General features: G+C 48.8%; 17 protein-coding genes. 6 read left to right on the forward strand and 11 right to left on the reverse strand.

Annotated elements, in window-relative coordinates; translation table 11 throughout:
• Positions 1-973 precede the first annotated feature (973 nt).
• Both CUN67_RS26995 and CUN67_RS27000 read left to right on the forward strand, forming a co-directional pair.
• A complete protein-coding gene (locus CUN67_RS26995; RefSeq protein WP_208718533.1) occupies positions 974-2,182 on the forward strand; it encodes an AAA family ATPase in 1,209 nt (402 codons plus the stop codon).
• Complete coding sequence (locus CUN67_RS27000; protein WP_208718534.1) at positions 2,179-3,156, forward strand: ParB/RepB/Spo0J family partition protein; 978 nt, start codon at positions 2,179-2,181, stop codon at positions 3,154-3,156. Before CUN67_RS26995 ends, CUN67_RS27000 begins: the two co-directional genes overlap by 4 nt.
• 190 nt (positions 3,157-3,346) lie before the next feature.
• Here CUN67_RS27000 and CUN67_RS27005 read toward each other — a convergent pair whose 3' ends face one another.
• Both CUN67_RS27005 and CUN67_RS27010 read right to left on the reverse strand, forming a co-directional pair.
• A complete protein-coding gene (locus CUN67_RS27005; RefSeq protein WP_208718535.1) occupies positions 3,347-4,117 on the reverse strand; it encodes a transporter substrate-binding domain-containing protein in 771 nt (256 codons plus the stop codon).
• 33 nt (positions 4,118-4,150) lie between these two features.
• Entirely contained in the window at positions 4,151-4,954 is an 804-nt protein-coding gene (locus tag CUN67_RS27010; protein WP_208718536.1) for a phytanoyl-CoA dioxygenase family protein, read from the reverse strand.
• A gap of 270 nt (positions 4,955-5,224) precedes the next feature.
• Between CUN67_RS27010 and CUN67_RS27015 the strand changes: the two genes are divergently transcribed.
• On the forward strand, positions 5,225-6,367 hold the full coding sequence (locus CUN67_RS27015) for an amidohydrolase (protein ID WP_208718537.1): 1,143 nt from the start codon (positions 5,225-5,227) through the stop codon (positions 6,365-6,367).
• A gap of 158 nt (positions 6,368-6,525) precedes the next feature.
• On the opposite strand, the gene CUN67_RS27020 is transcribed toward CUN67_RS27015, so the two are convergent.
• Entirely contained in the window at positions 6,526-7,266 is a 741-nt protein-coding gene (locus CUN67_RS27020) for a carbonic anhydrase (protein ID WP_208719541.1), read from the reverse strand.
• Between the two features lie 409 nt (positions 7,267-7,675).
• Between CUN67_RS27020 and CUN67_RS27025 the strand changes: the two genes are divergently transcribed.
• Entirely contained in the window at positions 7,676-9,010 is a 1,335-nt protein-coding gene (locus CUN67_RS27025) for a Fic family protein (protein ID WP_208718538.1), read from the forward strand.
• An 81-nt stretch (positions 9,011-9,091) separates the two neighbouring features.
• On the opposite strand, the gene CUN67_RS27030 is transcribed toward CUN67_RS27025, so the two are convergent.
• The 6 genes from CUN67_RS27030 to CUN67_RS27055 form a co-directional block, all read right to left on the reverse strand.
• A complete protein-coding gene (locus tag CUN67_RS27030; protein WP_208718539.1) occupies positions 9,092-9,529 on the reverse strand; it encodes a 6,7-dimethyl-8-ribityllumazine synthase in 438 nt (145 codons plus the stop codon).
• 161 nt (positions 9,530-9,690) lie between these two features.
• Positions 9,691-10,281 (reverse strand): TetR/AcrR family transcriptional regulator, encoded by a 591-nt coding sequence (locus CUN67_RS27035; protein ID WP_208718540.1) that lies wholly within the window; start codon positions 10,279-10,281, stop codon positions 9,691-9,693.
• 233 nt (positions 10,282-10,514) lie between these two features.
• A complete protein-coding gene (locus CUN67_RS27040) occupies positions 10,515-10,703 on the reverse strand; it encodes a YegP family protein (RefSeq protein ID WP_208718541.1) in 189 nt (62 codons plus the stop codon).
• 404 nt (positions 10,704-11,107) lie between these two features.
• The gene (locus CUN67_RS27045) at positions 11,108-12,097 is read right to left on the reverse strand and encodes a sugar phosphate isomerase/epimerase family protein (RefSeq protein WP_208718542.1); all 990 of its coding nucleotides are present in this window, start codon (positions 12,095-12,097) and stop codon (positions 11,108-11,110) included.
• Between the two features lie 55 nt (positions 12,098-12,152).
• Positions 12,153-13,094, reverse strand: coding sequence for a transketolase family protein (locus CUN67_RS27050; protein ID WP_208718543.1), 942 nt, complete (start codon positions 13,092-13,094; stop codon positions 12,153-12,155).
• Positions 13,087-13,917, reverse strand: a complete 831-nt coding sequence (locus CUN67_RS27055) for a transketolase (RefSeq protein ID WP_208718544.1) — start codon at positions 13,915-13,917, stop codon at positions 13,087-13,089. The genes CUN67_RS27050 and CUN67_RS27055 overlap by 8 nt, the downstream gene beginning before the upstream one ends.
• Positions 13,918-14,259: 342 nt before the next feature.
• On the opposite strand from CUN67_RS27055, the gene CUN67_RS27060 reads away from it, so the two are divergent.
• Positions 14,260-15,147, forward strand: a complete 888-nt coding sequence (locus CUN67_RS27060) for a sugar-binding transcriptional regulator (RefSeq protein ID WP_439332303.1) — start codon at positions 14,260-14,262, stop codon at positions 15,145-15,147.
• On the opposite strand, the gene CUN67_RS27065 is transcribed toward CUN67_RS27060, so the two are convergent.
• Both CUN67_RS27065 and CUN67_RS27070 read right to left on the reverse strand, forming a co-directional pair.
• Entirely contained in the window at positions 15,144-16,637 is a 1,494-nt protein-coding gene (locus CUN67_RS27065) for a DUF5605 domain-containing protein (RefSeq protein ID WP_208718545.1), read from the reverse strand. The two genes, CUN67_RS27060 and CUN67_RS27065, sit on opposite strands and share 4 nt — an antisense overlap.
• A 1-nt stretch (position 16,638) precedes the next feature.
• Positions 16,639-18,015 (reverse strand): glycoside-pentoside-hexuronide (GPH):cation symporter, encoded by a 1,377-nt coding sequence (locus tag CUN67_RS27070; protein ID WP_208718546.1) that lies wholly within the window; start codon positions 18,013-18,015, stop codon positions 16,639-16,641.
• A gap of 587 nt (positions 18,016-18,602) precedes the next feature.
• On the opposite strand from CUN67_RS27070, the gene CUN67_RS27075 reads away from it, so the two are divergent.
• Complete coding sequence (locus CUN67_RS27075; protein WP_208718547.1) at positions 18,603-19,856, forward strand: MFS transporter; 1,254 nt, start codon at positions 18,603-18,605, stop codon at positions 19,854-19,856.
• Positions 19,857-19,858: the final 2 nt, after the last annotated feature.

Here is a 19,858-nt window from a genome sequence, read left to right on the forward strand (position 1 = left end):
ACCTTCATGCATACGACTGCAAACCTTTCCTGATCTTTATTCCTTAAAACAGCAGATTACCTCTCTCAGGGGATATCCGGTATTGAGCATACGACCGGAAACCATTGCATACGACCGATAACCTTTTCGCTTGAGTGAAAACCTTCTCTGCTCGCGGAGTGCTCATTCGTCTGACGATCAACGGATCCTGAGCATGTTCTGGCATATGACGGATAACCTTTTGCATACGACTGATAACCTAATCAGATCACAATTTGTTCGTTGTGTGAATTTCCAGCGCCCGTATTTACTGGCCATGTGGGCATACGACAGATAACTTTTGGCATATGACTGGAAACCTTAGAAGTTAGAAAATTATTACGCTATTGATAAATAACAGAAAGATAACCAGCATACGACCGATAACTTTTTTCGGAGGAGATGGCTTGCTGGCTGCCTGTCAGGCTTTTCGGGAGAGTGGGGGAGTTTGGCTTGCCATAAAAGTGTTCCGGGGTGAGGAGGCAGCATACGACGGCAAACCTTTTATCCATCTTCTTGTTTTGAAGAGCCAAAACAGTGGCAGGATCCTTAATGTGATCCTGTCACGTCACAATACAAGCATATGAGCGATAACTTTTTCAGGTTAACAATAATGTTTGTAAGTGCTCACATTTAATTTATGTATATGAATATTATGTAGTTATAAAGTGGAAAGAGAAAGAACAGTTGATGACCGCAACGTTTATTCTGAATAACGCTCGCATACGACAGGTAACCTTTGCAGCAAAAAACGACAATCCTGTGTCGTGATCACAGCTGGGTCATTTAACCCATGCGGTTCTTTGAATGCACCGCGCTGATTGCCGTAAGATATTTGTCCAGGATGTGTTCAGGTTGCTTGTGCGCGTACAACTTTTCTCTGAAAAACGAAAAATCTTGCACGTAGCAAAATGCCATGTACACTTAGGGAAAATTTTGCCAATGGAGTAAGGGTATGAAAAGTAACTACGGTGGCGTGGACGAAACTGCCCGCAGAGCAAATGCAATGCTGCGCAGTATGAGTGACGACATAGTTGATAAGCGTCATGAGTTCGGCCTCGATCGTTACTATCAGACCTTTACCCGCAACTCCGTGGCGAACATGCCGAAGCTCAGCCGCCGCGCTGTAGAGCAGGCGATTGATGAGATGGAAGCGGCTGGCCACGAGTTTGGCAAAAAGGATGCCGGTAACGCTAAACATTACGCGCTGACTGTTCAGGATGTTGTTGATATCTATGCACATCGTAAGGTGCCTAAATATCGCGATATTCATGAGGGGAAAGGCCCTTTTGTGATTTTCGTGGTGAACCTGAAGGGTGGGGTGTCGAAGACCGTCAGTACGGTAACCCTGGCCCATGGGCTGCGCGTACACCCGGATCTGTTGCAGTATGATCTGCGTAACCTTGTCATCGATCTCGACCCGCAGGCTTCCAGTACTATGTTCCTGAACCATACCAACAGTATCGGTTCCATCATGGAAACGGCTGCTCAGGCCATGCTGAACGATCTTGATGCCGAGCAGCTGCATCGTGACATCATTCAGCCGACCATCATTCCCGGTGTCGATATCATCCCTGCCTCCATCGACGATGGCTTTGTCGCCAGCCAGTGGAATGACTTAGTGCGTGAACACTTACCTGGTGTTCTGCCTTCAGAGGTGCTGCGCCGCAATATCATTGACCGTGTGGGTAATGATTACGACTTTATCTTCGTTGATACCGGGCCGCATTTAGATGCTTTCATGCTTAACGCTATCGCGGCGAGTGATCTGCTTTTAACGCCAACGCCGCCTGCGCAGGTGGATTTCCATTCAACACTCAAATACCTGACCCGTCTCCCTGAAATGCTTGAGCAGCTGGAAGAGGAGGGGATCAATCCGCGCATTAAGGGCAACATTGGTTTCATGTCAAAAATGACCACCAAGCGTGATCATGAAATGACTCACGGCCTCGCCCGGGATGTGTTTACCTCTTACATACTTGATGCAGCATTACCGCGTCTTGACGGTTTCGAGCGTTGTGGCGAGACCTTTGACACGATAGTAAGTGCTGACCCACAATCTTATCCGGGCAGTGCCGAAGCACTTAAGAATGCCAAGCGAGAGGCGGAGAGATTTACCCAGGCGGTGTTTAAAAGGATCGAATTTGTGAGGGGAATTAAATGACCAAAGTCATGAAGAAAATGGGCCGTACATTAGGGAACTCAAACTTCTCTAAGATGCTGAGTGAAAACGAAGGTGCTCGTGTATTCGTACTCAAGTCTGGAAAAGAAGCCCGGTTTGTACTCACAAAAGTGCTGCACGATGACATTGAGACGCAGACTTATATCGATTCTTCGGTTAACGGACGCGATCAGTCACTGCTGACTGAGGAGTCGGTGGCTGATATCTCCCGAACGATTACGTTGCAACAATTCTTCCCTGCAATCGGCAGGGAAGTGGATGACCGTATCGAAATCCTGGATGGCTCGCGCCGTCGTGCGGCCTGTATCTATAACGGCACCCCCTTTGAAGTGCTGGTGACCAAAGATGAGCTGGATCTCGCCGATGCCCGTCAGCTGGCAGTTGATATCCAGACCGCAAAAGAACATACCTTACGTGAGCTGGGCAAGCGTCTGGAACTGATGTATCCCAGTGATATGAGCCAGACGGAGATTGCGAAAGCAGAAGCCCTGTCACCCGCGAAAATCACGCGTGCACTTCAGGCGGCATCTGTGCCTGATGAGATGATCAGCGTTTTTCCTTCTCTCAGTGAGCTTGCCATCGTCGATTATCAGTTCCTGCTCGATGTCGCCGACAAAGCGAAAGCCAAAAAAATTGATATCAGCGATATCGTTGCGGGTGTGCGTGAGCGTATCGAAAAGCATGATGATATTGATATCGATGACCCTGTCACAAAAGCCAAAATCATTGGGTTCTTCCGGGCGGAAAGCAACAGACTCAAAACGCCAAAACCGGGCAAAAAACCTGTAGCAGAACATCTGGTGGTTTTTAAGGACAAAAAACAATTTGCCCGTAAAAAGATTGATACCGAAAAACGCCTGGTCACCTATGAGTTCTCCCGTATCTCCTCTGAGGTGCAGGCAGAAATCGACGCAGCGGTCAGAGCTGTGATGAAAAGAATCGCCGCAGAAGAGTAAACCGGGAAAATCGCGTCCTGACTTCTCTTTACCGCCTGAGGCAATGCAGGTGCCGTCAGGCGGGATGCCAGCGGACATAAATGTGGATTTCATCACGCAATATGCTGTTAAGCACCGCGGGAATAGATACTAAATAAGCCAGAGTTTACTCTGGCTTTATAATTTAAGTGTGCAGATTTTAGCCTTTCGATTAGTTTACAGCAAAGCTAAAGTATTTTTTGGAGAGGTTAGCAATCTCACCACTTTTCTTCATTTCAGTAATCGCAGTGTTAAACATTTCAGTATGCGCGTCATCTCCTTTACGAAATGCAATGCCAACTCCTTTGCCAAAATACTGCGTGTCGTTAACGGTTGGCTGTGATATCGCAAATCCTTTTCCCTGCGGGAGTTTCAAGAAGCCTTCAGATGCTGTTGCCGCGTTAGTTAAGGTCCCATCCAGTCTGCCATTACTGAGATCCTGATAAACATGATCCTGGCTCTCATAGGAAATAACATTGACCCCCTTAGGTTGCATGACTTTACGTGCATATGACTCTTGTGTCGTACCTTGTGTTACACCGATATTGGTGCCAGAAGGCAATGATCCTAAAGCGAGATGGCTTCCGGATTTGACGACCAATGCAGTAGGCACATCATAGACAGGAACTGTAAAATCAACCTGTTTGCTGCGCTCTTCAGTAATGGACATCGCCGACAGGATAGCGTCAATTTTACGTGCTCTTAGGGCGGCAATAGAACTGTCAAAATCGACTTCTTTCCAGACGCAGTTAAGTTTAAGTTTTTGGCATAAGGCATTGCCTAACGCATAATCGAAACCGGCATAACTTCCATCAGCGTTCTTATATTCAAAAGGTGTATATGTCGGATCGAAACCAATGACTAACTCATCTTTCGCCATTGCACTTGCCATCACTCCGCACGAAAGTAATGCAGAAAATACTTTTACAATAAATTTATTCATATGCTTACATTCACCCGCTGGTAATATTTGTATTTAAAGAATGGGAAAAATTTCATGATTCATTGGTGAACCCGCTGGGATGGTGTCTTTTATAGCCGGAAACTCTGGTGAAGTTCTCCATGGACGAGGTGCATGAGTAATATCATCCCCCATAAAACGCAGTGAAAATGCTCTGCGGCGTGATTTTCCGGATACTCCACCGGCAGCATGCAGTGTCAGCATATGGAAAAACAAAGCATCACCGGGTTCCAGTTCCCAGCCTAAGATTGGCCATTTTGAGCGATCGGCTTCGATATCAGGGAGATCTGCAAGACTCCCTTCGGGAAACCAGCTGGCATGATTATCTTTGAAGGTTCTGGGCATTAACCAGGGACCTTTATGGGAACCAGCGATAAATTCCAGCGTTGATTCCCGCGGTACCGGATCGACCGGTAACCACATGCTACAGTTCATTGCACCTTCAATATTGTAATACGGCTGGTCCTGATGCCATGGGGTCTTTTGTACTGTACCCGGTTCCTTTACCAGCAGATGGTCATGATAAAGCCTGACCTCATTCCCGCCCATAAGTTGAGCAGCAACCTTCCCTACGCGGGTAGAAAAAATAAAATCCCGGTATTGCTGAATTGAATTCCAGTTACAGAAATCTTCGAAGAACCAGCCTGGATCGTTCTCATTGCTGGCAACTTTGGCTCTCTCACTGGGGTTTCTGAGATTTTCTTCTATTCCCGCTTCCAGCAGTGCTAACTCTTCTTTAGAGAAGAGATTGCGAATGCAGACGGCACCATTTTCCTGGAAAAATTGAATGTCCTCTTGAGAAACCACCTTGTGTTCCATTTTTGTCCCCGTAAAATTTCATTAACGCATCGTGTTTGTACATGTATATACAATTGCATGAATCATGCCATCTTTTTAACACGGCCAATCCCACGTATATATGGACTCTTTGAACTTAGCATTGCGCAAATGCACGATATTTGTGCAGCCAGAGTTTCATGGAAAAGCAACTGGCGCCAGGAAGATCCATAACCATTTCATATCATGGGTTTACTGAGTGATTAAATTAAAGTGTTTATTCTGCATTGAATTTAATATTCGGCTAAAGAGATGAGTAACAACTTGAACCTTCAGGAAATAATTAACATTCGCCGTGAACTTCATGCTAATCCTGAGCTGGGGTACCATGAATATAATACTGCAAAGTTGATAGCCAGTTATCTTACGGGTTGGGGCATCGCAGTTGAGACAGGGATTGCAGAAACCGGCGTGGTTGGCATCCTCAGTAGGGGAACATCTGACCGTATGATTGGACTCAGAGCCGATATAGATGCGCTTCCCATGCAGGATAAAGGTACTCAGCCGTGGAAAAGTAAGAATCCAGGGGTTGCGCATGCCTGTGGTCATGATGGGCACACTGCCATTCTGCTGGGAGTGGCAAGAGAACTTGCTAAAAATGTCGATTTTGATGGCAAGGTCTGCTTTATTTTTCAGCCCGCTGAAGAGGGACTTGCCGGCGCAAAAAGAATGATTAATGAAGGTTTGTTTCAGCGCTATCCTTGTGATGCCGTCTATGCATTACATAACTGGCCTGAATTAAATTCTGGTAGTTTAATGACATGTCCCGGTCCCATCATGGCAGCAGGTGATATATTTGAAATTGAGCTTTATGGTGATGGTGGCCATGCGGCCCAGCCTCATCTGACCCAGGATGTCACTCTGGCGATGAGCGAAATGGTTATCATGTTGAACACCATAACTTCCCGCGCACTTCATCCTTGTGAGCCAGCGGTGATTACGGTAACGAAAGTCGAATGTGGAACCTCCCATAATATGATTCCGTCTCACGCTAAAATCACCGGGACTGCCCGCATGTTCTCCCGGTCAGCACAGGATCTCATTGAAGAAAAGATACATCGTCATATTATGAACATCGCCGAAGTGCATGGCATAAAGGCATCGTTTAATTACATTCGCTGTTATCCGGCAACCATCAATCATCTCAGGGAAGCAAAATTAGCACTACAGGCAGCAGAAAGTGCGGATTTATCTTCCTCTGAATGCAGCTATCCTGCTCTGACATCTGAGGATTTTTGTTATATGTTAGAATCGAAACCAGGGGCCTATGTCTGGCTGGGTTCCGCTCCTTCTTTTCCATTACATAATCCCGCTTTCGACTTTAATGATGATGTGATCGGGCATGGGATTAACTGGTTTTTGAATGTGGTGTCTCATGAATTTTCAGCGATGTAGATATTTATTTTTATATAGACAAAATACAACCTGTTTATTATCGTGTAAATAAATGGCATTGGAAATGAGAGGCGATAAAATATCGCCTCATTCTTAATATGAAAAAGAGCATCATCTTTGAATGGATCTTATAAGTGTATTTCATGTTCTCTTGTTTTTTATGCTTCGAAAAAATCAACCTTCCCGCCGACGAGATTATACATACTTCCAACAATTTTTATTTTCTTCTCATCCTCCAGTTGTTTTAATACAGGACTATTTTTCCGGATGTTATCTATGGTCATTTCGACATTCTTCCTGGCCACTGCATCAACAAAGTCATAATTGCTGCCTTTGCGTTCGCCACTGTATTCTGTTTTTCCAATCGCAGGTTTAATTTCATCCAGCAGTCCCGTCAGGTTGCCTAATTCAGCATTATCAATGGCCCCCCGCACTGCTCCACATCGAGTGTGCCCCATAACCAAAACCACTTTTGCGCCAGCAACAGCGCAGGCAAACTCCATGCTACCCAGCATGTCACGGTTACTGATATTCCCTGCTACGCGGGAATTAAATGTTTCACCGATCCCTGCATCCAGTACAATTTCCGCCGGTGCTCGCGAGTCAATACAGCTCAGGATCACTGCGGCTGGATATTGCCCCGAAATACTGCTTCGCTTTTGTGCAAGATAATCATGTTTTAACGGTCGATTTTCCCGGAAGCGCAGATTACCCTGTTTAAAATGTTCAATCACGGCCTCTGGCGTCATACTATCACGTTGTTCTTTGCTCAGTGATGCAGCAAAAGAAATAGATGGTACTAATAAGGTTGTCAGCCCTGTTACAGAAAGCGCTGAAATAGCCAATGTTTGTTTGAGAATGGTGCGGCGAGAAGGTAATGTTGGTTGATGTTGTTTCATCATACTCTCCTGTCTGAAGGAAAAGCTGAAATGATGCGGTAATATTCAGGTATAAGTTAATGAAACAAAAAATTCCAATAAATTATATTTTTTAAATCGAAGAAATTCCCGTTCCTCGGGTTACCCATAAATCGAAGTCCGCAATGCGGTGGTGAATCTCTGGGGTGAGTGGAAAAGGACCTTTCACAACGGAAGCGTCATTATTCTGCAAATGCATCAGCGCCGTGTTCAACCCATTGAACAAGACGGGTTGTAAATTTCCTGGCATGGGCCGTAAAAAGTGTATTTGGGCCGAAAACCTTCTTTTCGGTCCGTAAAATGCATGCGTGGACCGTAAATCTCGTCTAAAATGGGCCGTAAACTACCCTGTCAGGAAAACAAGGCATAAACTGCACCCTTTGGAGAGGTAATGGATCTGAAAGATGAAATTGTGGCAATAGTCGCCAGCAGTAAAATCCCGCTCAGTTCAGGTGAACTTGCTCAGTCACTTCATATTGGCAAATCAACCATTAAGCGGCATCTCGAACCGTTGCTTCATGAAGGTACGTTGTTAAGGGTCGGAAATGGCAGAGGGACCCGATATATCGCGGGTGTCCACTCCTCATCAGTAAACTTGCGAGATCATGAGGATACAGGGCTGTCTCCGCTCTTAGAAGCGCGTGCACTGCTTAATTACCTTCAGGCACCACTGGCAGTGAGGGATATTACGGGCTACAAGAGATCGTTTGTTGATAACTATATTCCAAACCGCAGCGCTTTACTTCCGGCAACTCTTGCGGAAAATCTGAGGCTGGAAGGGCAGATGGCAGGTCAGCAGCCTGCTGGCACCTATGCCCGCAAAGTACTGGAACAATTATTGATCGACTTATCATGGTCCTCATCAAAACTGGAAGGAAATAAATATTCATTACTGGCTACAGAGGAACTCTTCAGAAGTGGGACTGAAGCTGGCGACTTCGATACAGTGATGTTGTTGAACCATAAGCAAGCGATTGAGTTTCTCGTTGATGCTGTTCCCGAGTATGGACTGACTGGACCGGTTATCGGTAACTTACATTCGATTCTGATGCAGGACCTTTTGCCGGATCCTGAAGTATTGGGCACGATCAGAAGCAAAATTGTTAATATCAGTGGTACAACTTACACTCCGCTGCAAACACCATTTTTACTTCAGGAGATGTTTGAATGTATTGTTACTAAAGCACGGGAAATTAAAAATCCGGTAGAGTCCGCATTCTTTCTTTGGGTGAACCTGGCTTATCTTCAACCCTTTGAAGACGGAAATAAAAGAACAAGCCGACTGGCAGCGAATATTCCTTTGATGATTTACAATAGCGCGCCTTTGTCTTTTCTTGATGCTGATGCGAGTGATTATTCCTACGCCATGATGGGTATTTATGAAAAATGCAATGTTGCTCTGGCTGTTGATTTATTTGAACATTTATACCGCCGTTCGATTAGTAGATATAAAGTCACTTTAGACGCGATGGGTGTTCCTGATCCATTCAGACTTCTTCAACGGGAAAATTTAAATATCGCAATTCGCTATATCGTTGTTGAAAGACAAGACATTGAAGAGATTATTGCATCCATCGGAATAGATTCTGCAGATAAAGCGCAGTTCAGAATGCTATTGCTTAATGAACTACGTGTGTTGCAGGTACACAATTGCGCACGTTATCGCCTGACTCTGCGGCAGGTTGATAACTGGATTAAAGATGGTCGTCCTGTCCGGGGGCAATAATTTATCGCGCAGGCGTTAAACTGCCTTGAACTGGCTGATAACAGCGTGATAAATCACGCTGTTATCACGAGAAGCCTGATATTACTCAATAGACAAATTGGCAATCGCCAGCACCGCGCGCGCAGCTTCTGCGCCTTTTTTAATGAAGTGTTTTTCATAAAACTGAATAAACTCTTCAGCAGGCTGGAAATTATGCGGTGTCAGTGAGACGGAAAATACCGGGACATCGGTGCTTAACTGCACGTGCATCAGCCCATCGACTACGGCCTGCGCGACAAAATCATGGCGATAAATGCCACCATCCACCACCAGCGCAGCGCAGACGATAGCGTCATATTTGCCCGTCACCGCCAGCCGTTTAGCGAGTAACGGCATTTCAAAGGCACCTGGCACATCCAGCACTTTGATCTCAGCATCGATATTCTGCTGAGTTAATTCCTGACGGAAACCTTCTAATGCCTGGCCGACAATCTCTTTGTGCCAGCTGGCTTTGATAAAGGCGATGTTCAATTTTTTCATTATCTCTCCAGAGCTCCACATCAGGCCCATCAGTTATTTGTTACTGACGGATAACCTGTGTGGCGGGGTACGTTGGTTTTTGCTCTGTATAACATGCAGAAATAGCAAAATCCAGCCAGTCACCCGGCGATCTCATCAGAATGATTGAGGTGAGGAGACAGCTACTTTGCGGTTTTATACGTCAGGCCACCATACAGAAATTTGCCACGCTCGTGGCTGATAGCTTCAAGCTCGCTGACGTCAGGCTCCTCCAGTAGCGTCTGGATCAATATGCCGAGATAGCATCCGGCCAGCACATCCACCGAGATTTCCTGACTGAAAAAACCACGCTGTTGTTCCAGATGCATGTTGCGCACAATCCATTTGTGCAGCTTGTTGCGAGTTGCATCACTCTGCGGCGGTTGAAACATGCTGATTTTTGTCAGGTGATGGTGATGGGTGAAGAAGTCGAGATATTTCCTGAAGCTGGCAGTGATGTTCTTCTGCACGTCCTCCTTAGGCAGGGAGGCATCAATCAGCATCGAAACGACCAGTTCCTCAAGTTCCTCATCAAATTTGTCCAGCAGCAGCTGATAGATCTCGTCTTTCGTCTTGAAATAACTATAAAAACTGGGCTGTGTGACACCCGCAGCACTCACGATGTCACTCACACGGGTGCCGTGATAACTGTGCTCAGCAAAAAGCGCAGCGGAAACCTCCAGCAGCCGTTGGCGTGTTTTCTCACCTTTAGTGACATTACGTACTTTCTTCATTTTCATACATATCAGAGAGTTACTTGCTTTCAGGATATCACTGGCACCCCCTGCGAACAAAGTTGTTATTTCCAGATTGCGGGCTTGATCAGATAACTGCAGGGACGAAATGTGCTAACACAAGGTACTTAATAGCAAGTCATTGTGGAATTTGCGATTGCTGCCCGGCTTTAGGGGAGGGTGACTCCATGACAAAAAAGGGCTGATATCAGCCCTTAAATTAGGTTGCTGCGTTAAGTCTCATCGCGCACGTCATCGGTGCTGCCATTCTGTTGCACTGATCTGATTCCAGTCTGCGCTGCCTGTCTGGTTGAGTACATTTCACTGGTGGCGATGGTCTCACCATTGCTCGCCTTTAATACGAAATAATACTTCTGACTCTGCACGGTTTTTGTGCTTTTCTTGAGGATGTAATAACCCATGAGATATCTCCTTATCAAATCCCGGCGCGTCTTGCGCCGGTGACTCAAATATTCACTATGGCTAAATATTGATCAATTAATTCTTCTCATCATTTTAAGAAGTCGGAGACTGATCACTTTTCCTTTGATGTTTCCAGACTTCAAGCACAAGGGATGACAAAAGCTCCACGAGAAAGGTGACACAAGTGGCGTGCAGGCAAAAGACATAGAACGCATCAAGCTGCGGCTACGGGTTTGCGACGAAGCGTTTTAGTTTTTTTAGCCAAAGCGCTCCGGTAAGCCACCATCACTTATCTTTGGGCGCTTTTCGTGCTTCTGAATGGCTTTTCAGATTTGTGCAAACAATTTTTATTACTTTCCAGTAATAAATGGCCTTCTGCGTTTTGCAGAAGGCCATTGCCTGATTACTCGATTGAACTCAGCAGCGCGTTCTGAATAATCTTCTGCGCCCGGAGTGGGTTCTGCTCGGCCTGGGCTGCCTGTAAGGCTGCGATATCCAGCTTGTCCAGCGCGCGATAGATATGCTTGAGGAAGCGAATGGAGAGGTTGGCGGCTTCTACGTTGTCTTCGCGGAACGGGAACTGATCCAGCTGCCAGACACCCTGCCAGTTATTGATCTTCAGCACATAGAAGAATTCGAAGATTTCCGTCATGTGCACCGTACCCACCACCAGGTCATCATCCCAGCCACGCAGGTTATCATTGACGTCCATACCAAACAGGCGGCCACGATCGATGATCAACTGGGCTGAATCGGCAGGAGATTCACCGGCAAACAGCGCATGACCAAAGTCCAGCAGAATGCCGACATTATCCAGCCCGATATCATCGATACCCAGCAAGGTACGGGCGGCGGAATCCCAGGTCATTTTTACCCGTGGCTCGCGCGGCTTATATTCAATGGCGAATTTCACATCGGGATTGGCGCTGGCGAGTTCGCGCATGCCATCCACCGCCAGCTTCCACAGATTCTTATGGTCTACCTGGAAGGGATAGTCCCAGCCATCCTGTCCGGGCCAGACTTTCACATAATTAGCCCCCAGCTCACGCACCACTTTGGCCGCTTCATGCATCAGTTCGAATGCCTGCTGACGAATGGCCGGGTCCGGGTTGGTAAAGGCACCGCGTGAGAAGCGGCGCAGGTAGATTTCAGGGGTGACGCCGATGGCTTTCAGTCCGGCGTTTGCCAGCGCTTCTTTCACGTCACTGACGCTGACACCTTCCGTGAAGGGATAAGGCACATCGACATACGATAAGTCGTCAACGGTCCCGGCGATACGTATCTGTTCCAGCGTACTCAGCGCCGGGCCGTAGCCATCAACTGCATAACGATCGACATAGTTGGCAAAGTGCCACAAACCGGCACCAAATTTCGGGTAGGTATAGGTATTCATTTCAGACATTCTCCTTAACAGACTGTAATTTTTATGTGAGGTACGGGGATGATGATTATCGCTGCAACAGCGCCAGAGCACTGCGTCTGACGCTGTCAGCATCGATGCCAAGACGTTCCCGCGTGGTCTGGCGATCGCCAGCAATCGCGTATTGTCCATCCGCCACCCCTAAGCGTTGCAGGCGGGCAGGGGAGCCATTTTCTGCCAGCACTTCAGCGACGATACTGCCTGCGCCACCATTGACGTTGTGCTCTTCCACCGAAATAACCCAGGGAAGATGAGCAATTGCCGCCGCCAGGGCTGATTTATTGCAGGGACGAATGGATGACAGAGAAATAACTGTGGCCGAGATGCCGAGATCGCTTAATTGCGCAGCTGCAGCGACAATCTCGTGGACTGCCGACCCCAGTCCCACCAGGGCGAGATCCTTGCCTTCACGCAGCACGTCAATGTTGCCTGGTGCGAACTGGTAATTGTCGTCGTGTAAGACCGGCAGTTTTTTACCGTCCAGGCGAACATAAACCGGACCGACATGCCGCAACGCGTAATCGATAATCTGGCGGCATTCCTGTGGGCAGGAGGGGGCGTAAATTTCGATGTTGCCAAAGCCGCGCATCACCGCAACATCATCGGTGCTGTGATGGGTGCTCGCCAGCGGGCCATAACTGGCGCCGGCGTTAAGGCCAAACAGTTTGACGTTGGTGTTGTTATAACAGACGTCCACTTTGATCTGTTCATTGGCGCGTGAAATCAGAAAAGGTGCAGCGTTGCAGGTGGCGGCAACCTTTCCGCCCAGCGCCAGGCCAGCCGCAGTGCCCACCAGCGACTGTTCCGCAATCCCTACGTTGACGAGCCGGTCGGGAAACGCCTGGATAAAGGGGCTGATTTTGGCGGTGGACGTGGAATCTGCTACCACGGGCACCAGGTCGATTCCTGCGTTTACGGCATCAATAAAGGCTTCAACCATGACGGTTGCCAGATGTTTTTTCTCACTCATCTTTCAGCTCCTCCAGTGCCAGTTTGATCTCATCGCCTTTCGGGACCCGGTGATGCCACTCCGGTTTGCCCTGAATAAAAGAAACACCGAAGCCTTTTTCCGTGTTGGCGATAACCACATTGGGTTTGCCATTGGCTGGCAGGGATTCCAGTGTGGAGATAACACTGTGCATATCATTCCCCTGGCATTCCGTGACGTTCAGGCCAAACGCCAGCCACTTGGCAGCGAGTGGGTCGGTATTCATGATGTCCCGGGTGGCTCCAGCCAGCTGGAGTTTGTTTTTGTCATTGATGATGATGAGGTTATCCAGCCCGTAGTGCGCGGCGGCCAGGGCGGCTTCCCAGTTGCTCCCTTCGGCCAGTTCACCATCCCCGGTCACGACGAAAACTTTGCGTGGGTTGTTGTCCTTCTTTGCTGCGAGGGCGATACCAACGGCCACGGGCAGACCGTGCCCGAGTGCGCCGGTATTCAGCTCAATGCCGGGCGTTTTATGGCGCACCGGGTGGCCGGGCAGGTGGGAATCGGCATGCTGGTAAGTGGATAACCATGCTGGCGGGATAAACCCGGCTTCTGCCAGTACGCAGTAGTAGCCGCCGACAGCATGTCCCTTCGACTGGATATAAATGTCGCGCATCGGGTCGTTGAGCCGATCGGGGGCGCAATTAAGGATACGAAAATACAGGGCGGTCAGAATTTCGACCTGTGACAGATCGGCCCCGGTGTGGCCGCCCGCCGGGCTATTGGCGTTCAGCTCAATGATCCGACGGCGTATCGCACGTGCTTTTTTTTGCAGGTCACTGACCTCAAATGCGAACGGATTCATGGCATGCTCCTGAATACAAATTCTTTATTGAATATTTATTCTGAAAGGTGAAAATAAGTCACCAGGCGTCCTCAGACGTCAGGTGACGTTGCACTTAATCGATATTGAATATATATTCTTATTCGATTTAATATTCATAATTGTGATGGTTTTCTGTTCTGCCAGCTATGTATGCCGTGCGAAAATGCGATTCGAATCACGTTTATTTCTCAAGGTGATTAAATATTCAGGTACCTGCGGGATAGTAGCGAGGGGAACAACGCTGATGCGGAAAAACGAATCTTGAAACAAAACGATCTCAGGCTGGTGGTGAAGATTGCCACCTTATATTACGGCGAAGGGATGAAGCAGACCGACATCGCGCGCGCGCTCAATCTTTCGCAGTCCTTTGTTTCACGGGCATTAAATCGCAGTATTAAAGACGGCATCGTGAAAATCAGCGTGATGCAGCCGCCCAATATCTTTTCTGAGCTGGAGCGTGGCATTGAACGCCGTTATGGGTTGCAGCAGGCCATCGTGGTGGATGCCACGGAAGATGAAGAGGATGCCTTTATTCGTCAGGCGATAGGCACCGCTGCCGCGCATTATCTGGAAACGCGCCTGCGTCCGGGGGAATGGGTGGGGATTTCCTCCTGGAGCAGTACCATCAAGGCCATGGTGAGCGAACTGCATACGCTGACCACCGAAGCCGCGGGGGTGATTCAGCTGCTGGGTGGGGTGGGCGTCAACGGCAATGTGCAGGCCACGATTCTGACGCAGAGCCTCGCGGATATGCTTAGCTGTAAGTCGTGGCTGCTGCCGGCGCAATCAATAGAAGGCTCTGTTGATAGCCGTATCGCGCTTGCCGCCAATAAAGATGTGCGCGAAGTACTGGATAAATTCGATAAGGTCACGCTTGCGCTGGTGGGAATTGGCGATATGGAGCCGTCGCAGCTGTTGCGCTACTCCGGCAACTATTATGACAAGAATATGCTGACACGCCTTGCTGCCCAGGGTGCCGTCGGTGATATCTGCCTGCATTATTACAATGCACAGGGGCAGCCGGTGCTGGATGAATCTGAGGATCCGGCGATGGGTATGCGCCTGGAGCAGCTTAAACGCTGCCCGCAGGTGGTGGGACTGGCAGGTGGGCGGAAAAAACTGGCCGCCATTCAGGGGGCGCTGAAGGGGGGTTATCTGAATGTGCTGATAACCGATTTCCAGACAGCGCGCCTGCTGGTGAGTGATTAACGGGCAGCGGTTATACGCAAGGCCATACCTGGTTTACCCGGCAATGGCAGACGATCGCCTGAGCGCCAGGTCTGCGGCAGCCGCCGGGTTTCCATCTGCCATGCGTCAATGATATCGACGTGATATTCCTTACCTTGCGGCAGCATCGTCAGTAATTTGAAACCTGGCTGGCTCTCACCAAACCAGATCAGCCAGTAATCATCACCCATATGGCCAATCGCGGCATCCCAGTGGGAGTCTGTTTTCCTTGACCAGGGCGACAGGCGTTTTGGTTCACCTTCTTCCAGCAATTGCAGCAGATAACCGATACGCGGGCTGCTTTCCCCTTTCAGTTTCCCGCCATGTGACCACCAGATAATGTCGTCGTCGCTGAGGTAACTTTCACCATGGGTGACATAGCCACCACGGCAGACGCCCTGCCAGGTGAGGTCGAGCATTTTACGCGCGGTAATATTGCCCCATCCCAGATCGACATCGCCCTCATAGCGGCATTCATCAATCACCACCGGTTTACGGAAGGCTTCGCGCCAGCCGGGTACAAACCACAAATCGTGATGCTGGATGCTGGCATGGCTGACCCACGGCTGCTTCTGATCATACCAATGTGCATTGCTGGTGTAGTGCAGGGGAGGGTTGTGCCAGTTATGGATTGAAACCAGGTGCTGATACGGGTCTTCTGCGGTAATTTGCTGAAAAACATTGTCCCAGAACGACATCGGCTTTTTCAGCAGCAGGTCGAATTCATTGGCCAGTGACCACCAGACATTGCTGAAACTCGCCAGACGCGCCACCAGATAGCTGACATAGCGTTGATCCACCTCATCATCCATTTCCGAGAAGCCCCAGCGGTCGTAGGGGTGAAAGATAATCAGATCAGCCTCAATGCCGCGTGCTTGCAGGGCATCGATCTGATTTTCCAGCTGACGGAAAAACTGGCAGTCAAAGCGGGTGAAATCGAAGCCAGAGGTGATGTCGCCGGGAAAAGGAAAACGTTCCGGTTCCCGGAAGTTATAGGTGTAATGTTTCGGGAAAACACACATCCTGATTTTATTGAATGGCGAGTGTGAAAGTGACGCCAGCGTCTGCTCCTGTACCTCTTCCGACTGGTAATTCCAGACATACGCCGTGGTGCCAAAAGGATAATAGGGTTGCCCGTTGGCATAGCTGAAATGCCATGTCTCAGCCGATCTTACCGGCCCGGTCGCATCCTCGTCTGCTGCTACGCAAATCACTTCGCCCTGCTGGTTATGCAGGGCCGGATGGTTACTGGCGGTGGTGAAAGTCCAGCTGCCTTCACGCTCAGGCATAAAGCGAATCAGGAAACGCCCGTCATCGTCATAAAATCCCCGTACCGTTTTCTCTTCCTGCTGGTGGCGAAAGATGGCCGTGATCCAGGTATCGGTAAAGTGACTGGCATCGGCATTGACCAGAAAAACAAATTCAGCGCGTCCCCACTGAGGAACATGCAGCTTTTGTGGTGAAACTAACATATCAGGGTTCCTTAATCTGATGAGCAACGGAAGGTTGTGCGGGTGGAATGATTCGGGCCGCGGCACTGTTGTCTTCAAGGGATAAGAACATGATCAACAGCAGGCTGATGCCGTGGAAAATCGCGGGTACCCCGGCAATAAGGAAAATAATGGCGCTCATGGTCTGCGGCGAAACGGCTGCCCCGGCGTGATAACCGCTCAGGCTGAGCACCAGACCGACGAGCCCCCCCGCCAGTGCCAGTCCCACTTTCATTGAAAACAATGTCCCGGCGGCGATAAATCCGGACATTTTGATCCCGGTTTTGCGCTCGCAGTAGTCAGCACAATCGGAAGGCAGTGCCCATGCCATGATCGATCCCATTTCAGCAAACAGAACTGAAACCACCAGTAAGCCAACAGCCAGCCATAGCTGTTCCGGGCTGACAAAGAACAATGCCAGCGCCGCCAGGCCGCCGCCCATTTGGGCAAATTTCAGTGAACCCAGCGCGGACAGTTTTTTGCGCTTGATAAGCTGCAACGCGATCATCGGCGCGATGATGCCCGCGATAGCGGTGGCGGAGAGCAAGCCCGAGACAAAACTATCGCCCCGGTTCAGAAAATATTTGACGAAATAGATGGTGACGCTGCCTTTGATTACGAAGGCAATCGAGCTGGTTATTTTGAAAATGTAGAAAATCACCACCGGGCGGGCGCTGAGTGCGGCCTTTGCCTGCTTCATAAATGAGGTGGTGTTGGCCTGTTTTATCGGGCTGACACGTTCTCTGGTACCAAAAAAGCAGCTCAGCATAAACAGGGTCGCCAGCAGGGCAATCATGCTCATGGCTACCCTGTAGGCCGCAGCTTCATTCTCCTTACCGTACCAGGCCACGAAAAGCGGTACGGTCAGGGAGCAGATGAGAAAAGACATTTTTGCCAGCGGGAAGCGCCAGGCATTGGCGCTGAGACGCTCCTGCGGATCCGCGGTCAGCGAGGCCAGCAACGCCACGTAAGGCACTACGGTCGAGGCGTACATCAGGATCAGGAAAAGGTAAGTGGCATAGGCATAGATCAACTTGCCACTGGGGGAGAAATCGGGGGCGATGAACACCAGCAGGCAGGAGAGGCCATAAGGCACGGCCAGCCATAATAACCAGGGGCGGTAATGGCCGTGGCGTGTCGGGGTGCGGTCAGCAACGCTGCCAATAATCGGGTCGTATACCGCATCAACCAGTCGCGCGACCACAAACAGCAGCCCCATTGCTCCCGCGGAGATACCAAGGACGTCGGTATAAAAGTAGGGCAGGAACATCATGGTCATGCCCAGGAAGATGTTGGCTGAGGAATCCCCGAGACCAAAACAAATCTTCTCTCTGATAGTCAGTTTATGTACCTGTTGCATACGACCTCTGAATATATATTCAATGTAGGGTATTTATTCTATTGTGCAAGGTACGGGTAACATCCTGCCAGTATGACGGTGTAAATCTGCCAGAGGAATCACAAAAAAAGACGATTTTCTACTCAAAAGCAAGATTTAAGTGAATGCGTCAATTGGCTGAATTTATGGATATATCGATGATGGGTTTTAATTTTTATTGTTTGAAATCAGTTAATTTTGGGGGTGTGATGACAATGATGGGATAGGTCTCGTGATTAATTGTACTCATCAGTAACTTTTGTTCTGAGCTAAAAAAAACTCCTCACTTCCATCCTATTCCCCTCGCAGAGTGAATATTTGTTCAGAGGAAATTGTCTTATTGAACATATGAGCATAGTTAATTCATCTGTGTGTGAGTGTTTCGTGCTTTTTACTGTTTTTAAGGTGATCGGGATCCCGTATTTAGCGATATTCCCTAACATTCGATTTACCTTGTCTTATACATTTGTTCCATCAATGAGTAAATGTTCAATGGGTCTGATGCCAGAGATTCCCGCTATCAGACCAATGACGTTAAAACAATTAAAACTCACTACGGGATGGATTTTATGGAATTACAGATACTTAAGAAGACATCTTTAACTGAACGGTCCTACACCATTTATTTGATTTTCATCGCCTGTATTGGCTGGTCGCTGGCATCTTATGACGTTAATTTGCTGGTGCTGGCGTTACCGGAGATGTCCAGAGAGTTGCAGATATCCGAACAGATGCTCGGTATTTTGGGCTTTTTTGTCTATGGCGCTCAGTTTCTGATTACCCTGGTCGTGGGTTACAGCATGGACAAAGTGGGCCGCAAGCTACTCTGGATGATTTGTTTATGCGGCACGGCGTTATTTACCGGGGCAACCTACTTTGTTGATAGTTTCTGGCAGCTGGTGCTGGTCCGTGCGCTGGCGTCGGGGCTGGCTTATTCCGAACTGGCGGTGTCGATCACGCTGGTGAATGAACAGCTGCCATCGAAAAATCGGGGATTACTGTATTCCATTGTCCAGGGCGGCTGGCCGTTAGGGGTTTTCTTTGCCTCGGCGGTGTATATGGCGTTTGGCCATCTGGGCTGGAGAACGGTGTTTTTATTGGGCACCATCCCGATTGCGGTGGTTATTCTGGGACGTGTTTTTATTAAAGAATCAGAACGTTTTGAGCAGGAAAAATTAACCGGTGGCGCGAAAAATAACCCCGTCAAAGAGATTCTGTACTCCCCGGTTCTCAGAAAGCGTATTGCTACCATGTCGGTCTGCTGGATTTCTTATGGTATCAGCTATGTTGCCAGTAATTTTTATATCACCTGGTGGCTGACGCAACGTAAGGGATTTAGCGGCAGCCAGGCCAGCGAACTGATGTTGTATTGCGGTTTCATTGGCTTCTTCTTCTACATTATCGGTGGCTGGCTGGGGGAGCACTTTGGTCGCAAAAAGGTCATTACCTTTGCGGCGTTGTCAGTGGCCCCACTGAGCCTGATTTTGCTGTTCAGCGAGAGTTTCTGGTTGGTGGTGGCGGTTTACTTCCTCATCTTCCAGGTGACGAACGGCATCTGGGCATCAGCAGGTTACGTTTATCAAAGCGAAAGTTTCCCGACACGGGTGCGTGGCACCGCCATCGGTTTTCTCTCGTCTATGATGGTGCTGGGTTTTGTTCTGGGCAGCCTGCTGTGGACGCTGGCCAGTTCTCTGCACAATGCGTCAGCCACCTGGGTGATCGTGGCAGTGATAGGCTCCATTGGCATGTGGGCAACTCTCTTCCTGAAAGAGATTAAAACTGGCCAGGATATCGATGCTGAATTTGATGGTCAGATGGGGTGAAT

Source organism: Pantoea cypripedii, assembly GCF_011395035.1.
GTDB classification, from domain to species: Bacteria; Pseudomonadota; Gammaproteobacteria; order Enterobacterales; family Enterobacteriaceae; genus Pantoea; species Pantoea cypripedii_A.